General features: G+C 45.5%; 12 protein-coding genes and 1 pseudogene. 6 read left to right on the top strand and 7 right to left on the bottom strand.

Annotated elements, in window-relative coordinates; all coding sequences use genetic code 11:
* Window positions 1-47 precede the first annotated feature (47 nt).
* From MC7420_RS26795 to MC7420_RS26780, 4 genes are all read left to right on the top strand, one after another.
* Window positions 48-602 carry a thioredoxin family protein gene (locus MC7420_RS26795; RefSeq protein ID WP_006104427.1) on the top strand — a complete coding sequence of 185 codons (555 nt, stop codon included), beginning with the start codon at window positions 48-50 and terminating at the stop codon, window positions 600-602.
* 229 nt (window positions 603-831) lie between these two features.
* A complete protein-coding gene (gene pyrH / locus MC7420_RS26790) occupies window positions 832-1,560 on the top strand; it encodes a UMP kinase (protein WP_044209940.1) in 729 nt (242 codons plus the stop codon).
* Window positions 1,547-2,095, top strand: a complete 549-nt coding sequence (frr, locus tag MC7420_RS26785; protein WP_044209939.1) for a ribosome recycling factor — start codon at window positions 1,547-1,549, stop codon at window positions 2,093-2,095. Before pyrH ends, frr begins: the two co-directional genes overlap by 14 nt.
* Window positions 2,096-2,319: 224 nt before the next feature.
* Window positions 2,320-3,444, top strand: a complete 1,125-nt coding sequence (locus MC7420_RS26780) for a geranylgeranyl reductase family protein (RefSeq protein ID WP_006104398.1) — start codon at window positions 2,320-2,322, stop codon at window positions 3,442-3,444.
* Window positions 3,445-3,652: 208 nt separating this feature from the next.
* Here the strand turns inward: MC7420_RS26780 and MC7420_RS26775 are convergent, their stop codons facing one another.
* From MC7420_RS26775 to MC7420_RS26750, 6 genes are all read right to left on the bottom strand, one after another.
* Entirely contained in the window at window positions 3,653-3,853 is a 201-nt protein-coding gene (locus tag MC7420_RS26775) for a hypothetical protein (RefSeq protein ID WP_006104456.1), read from the bottom strand.
* Between the two features lie 73 nt (window positions 3,854-3,926).
* The gene (locus tag MC7420_RS26770; protein WP_006104520.1) at window positions 3,927-4,127 is read right to left on the bottom strand and encodes a hypothetical protein; all 201 of its coding nucleotides are present in this window, start codon (window positions 4,125-4,127) and stop codon (window positions 3,927-3,929) included.
* 285 nt (window positions 4,128-4,412) lie between these two features.
* The gene (locus tag MC7420_RS26765; protein WP_157453347.1) at window positions 4,413-6,794 is read right to left on the bottom strand and encodes a GAF domain-containing protein; all 2,382 of its coding nucleotides are present in this window, start codon (window positions 6,792-6,794) and stop codon (window positions 4,413-4,415) included.
* A gap of 645 nt (window positions 6,795-7,439) precedes the next feature.
* A complete protein-coding gene (locus MC7420_RS26760; RefSeq protein WP_006104491.1) occupies window positions 7,440-7,862 on the bottom strand; it encodes an ExbD/TolR family protein in 423 nt (140 codons plus the stop codon).
* Between the two features lie 493 nt (window positions 7,863-8,355).
* Complete coding sequence (locus MC7420_RS26755; protein WP_006104415.1) at window positions 8,356-9,069, bottom strand: uracil-DNA glycosylase; 714 nt, start codon at window positions 9,067-9,069, stop codon at window positions 8,356-8,358.
* 208 nt (window positions 9,070-9,277) lie between these two features.
* Complete coding sequence (locus MC7420_RS26750) at window positions 9,278-9,892, bottom strand: class I SAM-dependent methyltransferase (RefSeq protein ID WP_006104372.1); 615 nt, start codon at window positions 9,890-9,892, stop codon at window positions 9,278-9,280.
* Between the two features lie 283 nt (window positions 9,893-10,175).
* On the opposite strand from MC7420_RS26750, the gene MC7420_RS26745 reads away from it, so the two are divergent.
* Window positions 10,176-11,171, top strand: a complete 996-nt coding sequence (locus MC7420_RS26745) for a DMT family transporter (RefSeq protein WP_006104530.1) — start codon at window positions 10,176-10,178, stop codon at window positions 11,169-11,171.
* Window positions 11,172-11,435: 264 nt separating this feature from the next.
* Here the strand turns inward: MC7420_RS26745 and MC7420_RS26740 are convergent, their stop codons facing one another.
* Entirely contained in the window at window positions 11,436-11,900 is a 465-nt protein-coding gene (locus tag MC7420_RS26740) for an ABA4-like family protein (protein WP_006104359.1), read from the bottom strand.
* A gap of 126 nt (window positions 11,901-12,026) precedes the next feature.
* Here MC7420_RS26740 and MC7420_RS26735 point away from each other — a divergent pair.
* Window positions 12,027-12,347 (top strand): annotated as a pseudogene (locus MC7420_RS26735) (DUF1517 domain-containing protein); the annotation flags it as partial.
* Between the last annotated feature and the right edge of the window lie 141 nt (window positions 12,348-12,488).

Here is a 12,488-nt window from a genome sequence, read left to right as displayed (position 1 = left end):
AAAAAGGAAAAAACGAACACATTGTCAAACACACACCGTAACACGATATGAGTCTGAAGGAAAAACACGGCACACCCATTGGCAGTTATGCTCCCGATTTTGAGCTTTTAGGCACTGATAAGGATGTTCACCACCTATCCCGGTATCTAGAAAAGTGGCGAGGAGTGGTGGTAATTTTCTTGAGTAATAACTGTCCTGACTCTGCCGCTTATGTAGACAGACTCAAACAACTGCAAACCCGATTTCGGGAACAGGGATTTATCCTGATTGGCATTAACTCCAACGATGCTAACCAATCTCCCGAAGATAGTTTTAGTCAGATGCAGCAGTTTGCGAGTAGTAGAGGGTTGAATTTTCCTTACCTGTGGGACCCAACTCAGGACGTGGCACAAGGATTTGGCGCTTCAAAAACCCCAGAAGCCTTTGTGATTGATGGACAGGGAGTCTTGCGTTACAGGGGTCAAATTGACGATAATAGCCAACATCCCGAAGCTGTAAACGAAGCTTACGTCAAGAATGCGATCGCGGCTTTACTGGCTGGGAAAACTATCTCACCCCAATCCACTCCCACCTTGGGTAGTCCCCTAGTATGGCGTCGTTAGTGAGCAGAGAGAGCCAGAGCAACGGAGGAGCTGGGGAGAATCAGTATTTGAAGCCACCTGACACCAGTAATAGTTAACTGGAACTCGTGAATACCATAAGAATTTGTATTTTAGCACTACGGGTGTTAACAACGATCAAACTTCGTCACAGTCACAGCACTCTGTCAGAATAATCGGTAGACTGTTATCGTATGGGCAAGGCAATAGTCAAGAAAGAAAGAGTCGTAGCATGGGGATGAAATACCGACGGGTTTTACTAAAAGTGAGCGGTGAAGCCTTGATGGGCAAACTGAGCTACGGCATTGATCCAGGAGTCGTTCAGGACATCGCTGCTGAAATCGCCGAAGTCGTGGCAAGTGGCATCCAAATGGCAATCGTTGTCGGTGGTGGCAACATTTTTCGCGGTTTGAAAGCGGCTGCTGGCGGAATGGATCGGGCAACGGGTGATTATATTGGTATGATCGCCACAGTCATGAATGCCATGACTCTACAAGATGCTTTAGAGCAAATGGGAATACCTACCCGTGTGCAAACCGCGATCGCGATGCAAGAAGTGGCAGAACCCTATATCCGTCGCCGTGCCATTCGTCACCTAGAAAAAGGGCGAGTGGTCATTTTTGGCGCAGGTTCGGGGAATCCCTTTTTCACCACGGACACGACGGCAGCTTTACGAGCCGCCGAAATTGATGCGGAGGTGATCTTTAAAGCCACGAAAGTCGATGGGATTTATGATTGTGATCCTCAACTAAATCCCCAGGCTCGCCGTTATCATACGCTGTCCTATAACTATGTCCTCGCTCAAGATTTGCGGGTGATGGATAGTACCGCGATCGCTTTATGTAAGGAAAATAATATCCCAATTATGGTATTTGATTTGACAGGGCGGGGTAATATCCGCCGTGCTGTTCAAGGAGAATCTGTCGGAACAATTGTGGGAGGTTTTTGTGAAGTTAGCTGACGCTGAAAGCCAAATGAAGAAAGCCGTTGAAGCAACGCAACGGGGTTTCAATACCATTCGTACCGGTCGGGCGAATGCCAGTCTGTTGGATCGAGTAATGGTGGAATACTATGGTAGTCCCACCCCCCTGAAGTCTCTGGCAAGCATTAATACGCCAGATGCTACCACGATTACGATTCAACCCTATGACAAGAGTACGCTGACTCTGATTGAAAAATCGATTTCTTTATCGGATATTGGCTTAACCCCCAATAATGACGGTCAAGTCGTGCGACTGAATATTCCTCCCTTAACGAGTGAACGCCGCCAAGAATTTGTGAAGATGGCGGGTAAGTTAGCTGAGGAAGGGAAAGTTTCTATCCGCAATATCCGCCGTGATGCTGTTGACTCAGTTCGTAAACAGGAGAAAAATAGCGAAATTTCTGAAGATGAGTCCCGTGATCTGCAAGACCAGATTCAGCAATTGACGGACAAGTACACAGCTAAAATTGATGACTTGTTAGTTGCTAAAGAGAAGGACATTACCACAGTTTAAAGATTAGGGCAACATCCGATTGGAGTAAAGTTGCAGCAGTAGTGCGGGCATCTTGCCCGCTTCCGCAGTCTGATGGGGAAGATGAGGGAGATAGGGAAGGAAAGGACAAATGACGAATGACCAATGACTCAGTTTCTTGGTAAACTATGTCAGGGGTTCAAACTTAAACTATTACAGTCATACCTCCTAACCGCACTCATGAGTTTCTCAATCCATAAAGCCTAATGTTTGACTGCATTATCGTTGGGGCAGGTTCTGCAGGGGGAACCGCCGCCTACCACCTCGCCAAGCGAGGGAGATCGGTACTGATTCTAGAAAAAGATTCTTTACCCCGATACAAGCCCTGTAGTGGTGGTGTGTCCCCAAGCGTGCAACAGTGGTTTGATTTTGATCTTGCACCTGCGATCGCACTCAATGTAAGCCGAGTTCGCTACACCTGGCAAATGGATGATCCGGTGGAGGTCAGTCTCAAAAAACAAAAACCCGTCTGGATGGTACAGCGAGATGTTTTTGACCAGTTTTTGGTCGAACAGGCAAAAGAGCAAGGCGCTCAACTGCAAGACCAAACCACTGTCACAGGTATTGAATTTAAAGGCGATCGCTGGCAGGTTAACACAACCAATGAACCCCTGGCAGCCCGTTACCTGATTGCGGCGGATGGTGCTAATGGTCCTATGGCAAAATGGTTAGGCTTTAAAGCTCGTCCCCAGCGGATGGCGGTGACGATAGAAGCCCCTAATCCCGCCCCAACCAGCAGTGATCCAACAATCCATTTTGACTTTGGGCAAGTGAAAAATGGCTACATCTGGAATTTTCCCAAAACCGATAGCTATTCGGTCAGTGTGGGGACGTTTAAGGGGAATGACAAGCAGGATTTACAAAAGATAGGAACCAAGTATATTCAGCAACTTGGGGTTGATCCGAAACTCTGTCAAGTTTACAGTCATCCCATGTGCCTTTGGGATGGGAACCAAAAGTTACACGGGCAAAACGCGCTATTAGTTGGGGATGCCGCTTGTTTGGCTGATCCGTTTACGGCTGAAGGTATTCGTCCCTCTATCTTTAGTGGTGTCAAAGCAGCAGAGGCAATTGATGCGGCTTTAGGCGGTCAAACCAACGCCCTAACCCAGTATACCCAGGTGATTCAGGATGAATGGGGTAACGAGATGGTTTGGGCGAAACGTTTAGCTGGAGCCTTCTATGGTTTTCCAAAAATCGGCTATAAGGTAGGCGTAAAGAGACCTTCAGCGACTCTGATTATGCTGCAAATTTTATGCGGGGAATTGAAGTATTCAGAGGTGGCAGGTTTGGCAATTAAACGTTTGAGTGGCGGATTCTTCTCACGGTAGGGTTGTCATTTGTCATTTGTCATTCGTCATTTGTGGAAATATACCGTGGTAGGGTGGGTTGAGCGAAGTCGAAACCCACCAGCACCAAAAATCTCACGGTCAAGTGATCCGTGAGATTTCGTCACCTCGAAAAAGTTTTATGAGAAAAGTCCGGCTAAGTTATGCAAATCTCTATCTTGAGAGGCTGCATATCTTAGGAAGTGAAGCGTTAGCTTAGAGAAGCGCGACTGCGATCGTAGCTAATCCGGAAACCAGAATTGGGTTTGCCTTGAATTGAATCCCAGTGGTTGATGTTATCAACATCTAAACCGACTTCATTAGCTGCTCGATTGAGCATCGATTGTTGTCTGTTCTTGACGGCGTGGTGATGACGCATCATTAATGCTCTGGCTTGTTCTTGAGTAGACATATGTAGATCCTCCGATTGCTTTAGTGAGATTTGATTGAGTTTTTCCTTATCTCTGAAAACTTTAAAAGATTGTTTAGCTTAGAGAAGCACGGCTGCGCCCGTAACTGGTACGGAAACCAGAATGGGGTTTGCCTTGAATTAAATCCCAATAGTTGACGTTATCAACATCGAAACCGACTTCATTAGCTGTCCGATTGAGCATGGATTGTTGTCTATTCTTGGCGGCGTGGTGATGACGCATCATTAATGCTCTGGCTTGTTCTTGAGTAGACATTTGTGTATCCTCCGATTGCTTTAGTGATATTTCAGCTTTAGTGATATTTCACTGAATTTTTCCTTACAAAATAACTATAACAAGAAAATTCTGTAACATTCACTACAGAATAGCTTTATTTACAAATCTTAATGTTATGGATTTGAAACATAACCGCCTGAAACAGACAAGTTGTCTGATCACGAAGACAAGTTAAGCTAGATCACAGCAAAGGGTGCGAGGATGGGGAAAAATGTTTCGCTGCTCCCAGCTTCCTAGACGTGCCATGGCACGTCTCTACACTGTCTACTCCTCTGAAGAAGATGGCTCAGATTCAGGCAGAATGCGGACACGGGCAAATTTGAGTCCTGTGATTCCTTGCAATTTTTCCACCGTGCTGGATTCGATATGGGAATCAACCCAACCTTCACGGGCGAGGAAGCGTAAGTATTGTTGATATTCTGTCCACTCCGTTTGGCTGGAATAGACAATCGTCAGCATCCCCGGTTGGGTGATGCGAGTTTGGGTGGTAGCGTCGAGGGCTTTATCAATCCGTTTTTTAACGATTTCGTAGCGGGTGTCACGGGTGCTACTGCGTAAATCGAAGATTTTTTCCGTTTGTTCGTCGTGGAAAATATCCACCGTGGTTTCTTGAACTAATACTAGATGAGTAACTTGTAAGGGTGTGTCAACGCGATCGCGCATTTCAAAACACGTCCTCGCACAGTCACAGATAGCCCGTAGCTGTTCGTAGCGCAAACAGTGGAGATGGAATACAGTAAACTGCGAGTTAATCGAAGCCCCCACATAGATCATGTGATCAATGCCATCAGTGAGTTCGTGATCACAATAGTGGGGGATAATCTGCTGCATCCGCACTTGCCACCGTTCCCAGGTTTGGCGTAGTTGTTCGTTAATCTCATAAATCATCCGATCATAGCGATCGCGTGCAGTATAGATACATTCATGAGGATTGTCGCACTCTTGTTTGTAGGCGTTTACCGCGTCAACCGCTGCGTCGCCACAGTCTTGGAAATATTCAAAATAAATTTCCAGATGATTCTTTAGGTACTTAATCGCTGTCACTTCTTCATCCACCGTCACTCCCTTGTCTAACCGTTCAATATAAGCTGACAAATCTAGGCGTAATTGTTGCAACAAAGGCAACGGTTGGGATTGATTCGCCGCATCCACTATCGCCATTGCCAAATTAAACTGGTTGAGTAAATCGGCTTGGATTGCCCGATTTCGTTCATTCGACGAACCCCGAATATCGGAAATCCCATACATGGGATGGACATCGGTAAACACAATCGGTTCCGGGGGAAGTCCCCAACTGCGACGTTCCGCTTCTTCCAGAAACCGCCATTCTACAGCAGGATGGATATGATTAAATTGACTTTGAGCCGCTTGACGCAGGGCGGCGGTTAAGGCGGGGATTAAGGCACAAGCATGGTTGATATCCAGGGAATCGAAATTATCCGCCTGATCACTGGTTAACCCAACCATTCCCATTAAATTTTGGCTAGGCATTTCGGCTTCAGCCGCCGAAACCGATAGAGGAATCAGCAAGAGGGAACGAGTACCTTGGTTGAATAAGGCTTGCTCACATTCCGTTTGACAATGACTCTCTAAATTGGCGACAATCCAAACTTGATTCGCTTGGGCGGCGGCTTGGAAATGGGAACCTTGTAGAGAATCCCAGGTATAGACTTGGGTTTGAATCAGTTGATCATTTTCACTGGTAAACAGTTTCACTTCTTGGCGCTTTACCCGCAACAGCAGAATCTGATCAGCGCGAAACAGCGATCGCATTTTTTGATCGAACAGGCGAAACTTCTCGGAACGCAAGAGGGAGTCGCGTTCAATTAGTAGGCTAATCAGTTGTCGAATTGTTTCTTGGTGGGTAACATCTAATCCTTCCCACAAAAGCTGACCCCTAACCCGATAATTCTCCAGATTTAAACGTTGTTCCCAGATAGGATTAAGGATAATTTGTCGAATCGGTTGTTGGCAGAAATCGATATCCGAAAATTCATCAAGTTCTGGATTAATCCGTTCAACCGTTAAATGTTGAGAACGCAGCCAAAATTGCACACAATGGGGGTCAGAATCGGGAGAATTATTGAGAGTCGCGATAACAGGTTCATCTAAAAAGCGCCATTGGCTATGATTAATTTTATATACATCTCGTAATATTAGCGCCAGTAAATGACGCCGATATAACTGTTCGAGGGTTTTAGCATCAACGTTTATAAATAAATCAAATAGGTGAATACCCTGGTGTTGTAAGTTCCCCGTGGGAGCATCAATCCCGGTTAAGCGGCAAAAGGCATGATTGGCATAATACAGAGCGAAGTTCCCCGGCTCAACCCACGCCATCAACAGTTTGCTATGGTGCTGAAAACGCGCCAACCAATCATGATTTCCCGAATTCGCCTGATTTGTCATCGTTATGCGATCGCTAAATGTTGATTCATCCGTTACGGGTTGAGAATGAGAATTAGAGTTAGACATCGCAGGCGGGTTAATCTCCGGGGAATTGTCGGGAATGGAGTGTCGGTTTTTCTGCCACATCAGGGTAAAAGGGTGATGAAACCACAAGCCGTCTTTCCATTTGATCACAGAATTTAAAACTTGACAAGTGAAGCGAAATATAGTCTTAAAAATTTGCAAGAATTTTCTCATAAACCACTTGTCATGAGTCACGCTTAAACTAAACCCCAACGAAACCCCATCGTAGGGTGGGTTAGGCGGTATTTAATTAAGTCAATAACCATTAAATTTTGATATCCGCCGTAACCCACCAAAATGGAATAGATAAGCTGAAATGCATTTAAATTGGGTATTAGTAGCGAGCAAGATGCTCGCACTACAAGGATCTCGCAATTCTTGACATTATGGTTTAAATGCCGAACAGCTTATGACGATTAAATCGGGCGCACGTCGGTGCGCCCCTACGGTTTCCCGGCAAAATAATCTAGGCTCTTTCAGACTAACTATGATAAATTACTAGCAAAAATGCCAATCAAGCAGAACCCTCCTTCTAAAATTGTCAAAATTATTTAATCCATAACCCCTTCTTTTGATCAGCTTGATTTTTTGGGGTCTTCCGTAGTTAGTGTGCTAAATTGTTAGTTTGATTTGCCGGAATATGGGACAGCAATAGCTTTAACCAATTTTACCCGGATTTCAAGAGAGTTTTGAGGCGGTGAAAAGCGGCAGTCCTTGTGTGGCAAGCTTCCTGGTTCATTAAAGCTGATAGTTTAGCCCACTAAGTCCGGAAGACCCGAAGAGCCATTTATCATAACCACTCTAGAAGAACCAATTATTTTAACGACGTTCAATAGCAAGAGAGACGCGATCGCCACCAATTATTGTCATTTCTTTTAACAGTTTTTGTACATCTTCATAAGGTAAGTCTCGGTCTGCCTTTAAAACAACTGTAGCATTTTGATTTTGTTCTAGGTATGACTGGATTGTTTCAGACACCTGGTTAACGGTAATCACTTGATTATCCACTAAAATCTCGCCTTGGCGATTTAAGCCAATAACCAGAGTGTTTCTAGTATTTGACTCACCACTAGCGGTTCCAGTACCCGGTAAACCAGGCAAATTAATATCCCCTAAGCGCTGACCTGTATAGCTCATTGATGTGATAATAAAAAATGTTAGCACTGACATCATCACATCCATTAAAGGAATCAGATTAACTTCAGGGATTGGTGAGTTCTTTTGCTTATTTCTAAAGTGCATGAAATTCTAGGCGAGACTCTCACAAAACAAAAATGGAATAAAAATTAAACAAATCTATTTTGTATGACGAAGGGCGAGTTTTGCTAAGAGGTGCTGTCATGCATTTAAATTGAGTATTAGTAGCGAGCAAGATGCAAAGCCTGCGGCATGGCTTCGCTAAACGCACTACAACAATTTCGCCATTATTGACATTAATACCAAGTTGCGTTCTATCATGTCATTCTGAGCGAAGCGAAGAATCTGGACAGATGCTTCGCGTCACTCCGTTTCACTGCGTTCTGCTCAGCATGACAGATTTTACCTTAGACTGCAACTTGATATAAGGTTTAAATGCCGAACAGCTTAGGGACTTGCGACTTAATCATGTACCAAGGAGACTTGGCTGAGTTCATGAATTCAGCTTTCCTCACTGGTACTTTATTTTTACGCCGCTCCCTTACCACAATTAAACGGCTAAAGAGAGTCCCGACAATTGACCGTTTACTGGGGTTGCCTAAACAGCATTTTCGGATTGCAGTTCATTTAATTTGGCACGCACTGCCTGGATGTCTTGCCACATAAACCACTTTGGCTTACCCTGCTCTCGTGACGGATTCCGCAATAGGTAGGCAGGATGGAAGATTGGCATACACAGTCGTCCTTCCCATTCCATCCAAGTGCCACGAATCTTAGTAATGCCGCGCTTTTCACCCGTTAACCCCTTAACCGCCGTTGCGCCTGTGAGCAGAATAATTTTGGGATCAACTAAGCGAATTTGTTCGAGTAAATAGGGTTTACAAGCTGCAACTTCGTCAGGAGTCGGTACTCGATTACCAGGAGGGCGGCATTTATTCATGTTACAGATATAGACATCCCGTTCACTATCCAGTTTGACGGCGGCGAGAATCTTCTCCAGCAATTGTCCGGCTCTACCGACAAACGGTAAACCTTGCTCGTCTTCATTTTGTCCGGGGGCTTCCCCAATGATCATAATCGGAGCATGAACATTACCCCGCCCCACTACAGCATGAGTGCGAGTGGCGGCTAATTCACAGCGTTGACAACCATTACAATGATCTGCCAAAGACTCCATGGAGTCATAAGTACCAGGAGGAATCGGAACCTTGGCATCCGTCGGAATTAACTCCGGTTGGAAGTCACTGGGGGTAGAAGATGTCAGCCCTGACTGGTTAAAGAGACTGAGTTGTTCTGAGGACTCGTGGGACATAAGTTTACGCTCGGACAATCCGACTGCTTGTTGAATTTTCTCATATCCTGTGCTGAATCCCTGACTTATGCAACCAATCAGAGAGTGGATTGTCATTTAATCGGGGCAAATGAGAATCAAGCCATTCTTCCTACGCTAGGCAAACCGCGTCCACCTCAACTTCCACCAGCATCTGGGGATGTGCGACGACGTTCCGTATTCACCCTCCTCAACCAATACGTTCATAAATCGTTAGCATCACAGGTCCTAAAAGAAAATGATGCCCCAAGCATTCCATCTCGGCTACTGTACCAAATTGTTCGCGTTGCTCTCGACTATAGAAGCGAAGGTTATTAGAAAATAAGGGAATAGAAAGGGACACTGTTTTTTTTCGCCCGATGTAGTCAACCAGATAAAAACGTCCCCCCTGTCGCAGAACTCGATTCACCTCGGAGAATACCTGTTGAGGTTGAGGATAATGCAGAAAACTAATGGTATTAAACACCGCATCAAATTGACCCTCAGCAAAGGGTAAAGACTCAGCATTTCCCTGTTTGAAAATAAGTCGCGGTCGATGCTGGTTGCGCTGTCGGGCTTGATGCAGCATTTGGGAGGATAAATCAAGTCCTGTACCCTGGAGAGTGGGGAACTGGGTGGCAAGGCGATGCAATAATCGACCCGTACCGCAACCGAGATCAAGCACATTCGGATTTTCCGGGAGTTCGACGTACTCCAACAACCGTTTGTGAACCGCTTGGTAGAAAATTGTGGTAAACAGCAGGTCGTAGTTCGGTGCCCACCGATCAAAGAGCTTTTGCTTATTGCGATAAACGTTGCTTGTCACTTGAGTTCAGATAGATTACTCACACTTATTCAACGGTATAGCACAAGTTTAGGAATGGGTAGCGAGCTTTCTGGCTCGCAATACAAGGATTTCGCCATTATTGATATTAAGGTTTAAATGCCGAACAGCTTATTCTGGTGGGCAATGCCCACCCTAAGGTGTATCAGGGGTTTCGGCGATACCAAAATGTTTAATGAACATGCCATTGAGGTTAGGACAGACTGAACGGCTGAACCACCCACAATAAACCTGCTGTCCTGACGCCTTCTGCCTTTTGCCATAGATGCCAAAAAAGCGTCACTCTTGGTCTAAACTCCAAGTATGGAATCGGGAGCATCAAGTTGTGAAAACGCCTAAGCAACCGTTACCGTGGCAGGTGGGACTGGTGTTAGTCGCTGGTGTCTTGGCAGTTTCCAGTGCCGCCATTTTTATTCGTTTAGCGAATACGGCGGCTGACTTGAGTGGCGTTGGATTTAGCCTGTTTCTGTCAGCTTCTCGCCTAACCCTGGCATCTTTATTAATAGTACCCGCTTGGCGAAACCTGCGATCGCATCAGCTTAGTCCCGGTGCTTTCCATTATGCTGTGGGGGCTGGGATTTGTCTTGCCCTACATTTTGCTGCCTGGATTACGTCTCTATCCTTCACGTCAATTGCCGCTTCTACGACTCTAGTCACCACTAACCCAATCTGGGTAGCTTTGCTATCTTGGCTATGGTTTAAGGAAAAACCTTCTCGGTTAACCCTACTGGGAATTGGTATTGCCTTTATCGGCGGTGTCCTCATTGCATTAGGGGATCAACAAACGGTTAACGTGACTTCTAATCCCGCCTTGGGAAATAGTCTCGCCTTAATTGGTGCTGTAATCGTCAGTTTGTATTTATTGTTAGGTCGAGAAGCACAGCGGCGTGGGTTGGGAATTGGTAGTTATATAGCCATCGCCTATAGCACTGGCGCACTGGTTTTATTGCCCCTACCCTTAATCTTTGGTGTTGGCTACCTTGGCTATCCGCGTGCCGTTTATCTTTATGTTTTGCTAATGGCAGTATTGCCTCAATTAGTCGGGCATACTAGCTTTAACTGGGCAGTGCGCTGGGTGTCTCCAATCTTGGTTACCCTAGCGATTTTATGGGAACCAGTTGTCTCTAGTTTTTTGGGGTATCTTGTTTTTCAGGAACTCCCCGGACGCTTTGTGTTAGTGGGTGCAGCCGTTCTATTAGGAGGCGTTGCGATCGCGGTTTTTGGCGCTAGGGCAACTTATGTTGAAGATGGGGGAACTTAAGGACAAGAAAACCAGTACATTACTTAATTAGTCCGTGCCTTAATTCTTGGACTGGGCTAGGAGGATGAACCAGGGACAGAAAAGGGAGACGAAGGGAAAAATTAGACGAATTTAAAAAAGAATGCCATATCAGTAAGTAGTTGGACAAAAGTAAACGGCACGCTTATTAACTTTTGTAAAAGTCAGCGATCGCTGAAAGCGCACCGATTGGAAATTTTCATGAAACTTAATACAGTTAATCTTATTGATGTACCACTGCTTAATCTATGAACTAGGCGTTGAGGCAGTCGTCGATTCTGTTTCCGAACCCGTCGATAATTTCTGGGTAATCCAAACTGTCAAAATATGAGACAACAATCCAATGGGTCCAGCAAATAAACAGAGAACCAGAGAATGAATAGTCCACAACCCAGTCCGTTGCCCTTCCCAGTAAATCCACCGTCCCACAAACAAATCCAAGACTAAAAAGTGAGTCCATCCGGCGGCGGCGATGATTTCGTCTCCAAAGAAGCGGGCAATATCAGCAAGCTGGGGATTGGATAAGGCTTGGGCAGATTCGGGTGTAAGGCTGTTGGCAAAGAAGTAGATGTACAACCCCGCTAATGGGACAAACGGCAGATAGGATTCCATAACTTTTCGGGTAATCCCCCAGTTAGGAAGCAGAATCATCAGTAACCAGAAGGGTAAAACGAAGAGATTCGCGATAGTAAAGAGTAGACTCGGTGTCATAGTGTTAAAACAAAAGAGGCTTCATAAATAATACGTTATAAAATGGAACAGTGGGCAGTTCATGTTACCATCTTAATCGATAAATGTTACATGTAATTTCCTGTGGAGTCGGTAGAGGAGCAGTCTATGAGTTCTTGGCGCGATCACTTCAATAAACTAAGTGGCAAAACCCGACTGGTTGTCTGTCGGTTGTTTGTTCATTTAAGTGGTACAGAAGTCGCACCGTTATTGGGAGTGCTGAATCGGGCGGCGCGAGATGCGGTTGAATCCGACGGAGACTTAGGCGTTCTCGGTGAAGGACTGGTGGATATTTGCCAGAACCTCTTACAGTACAATACCTATTGGCAATCGGCGGCGAATGAAGGGGATGTGTTTTGGGATGAAGGGGAGGCGGGAGATTTTGTGAGTGAGTTATTTACTGACTCTGCCCAACGGTATTTGAGTGAGTGGAGAGGGCGGGTTTTGTTGTTCCGTTATTGGTGAAGAGGGCGGGTTTTGTTGTTCCGTTATTGGTGGAGAGGGCGGGTTTTGTTTTTCCGTTATTGGTGGAGAGGGCGGGTTTTGTTTTTCCGTTATTGGTGGAGAGGG

It is taken from the genome of Coleofasciculus chthonoplastes PCC 7420, assembly GCF_000155555.1.
Classification (GTDB): domain Bacteria; phylum Cyanobacteriota; class Cyanobacteriia; order Cyanobacteriales; family Coleofasciculaceae; genus Coleofasciculus; species Coleofasciculus chthonoplastes_A.
Note: the sequence above shows the minus strand (reverse complement) of the source record. Positions and strands in the feature narration are given on the sequence as shown.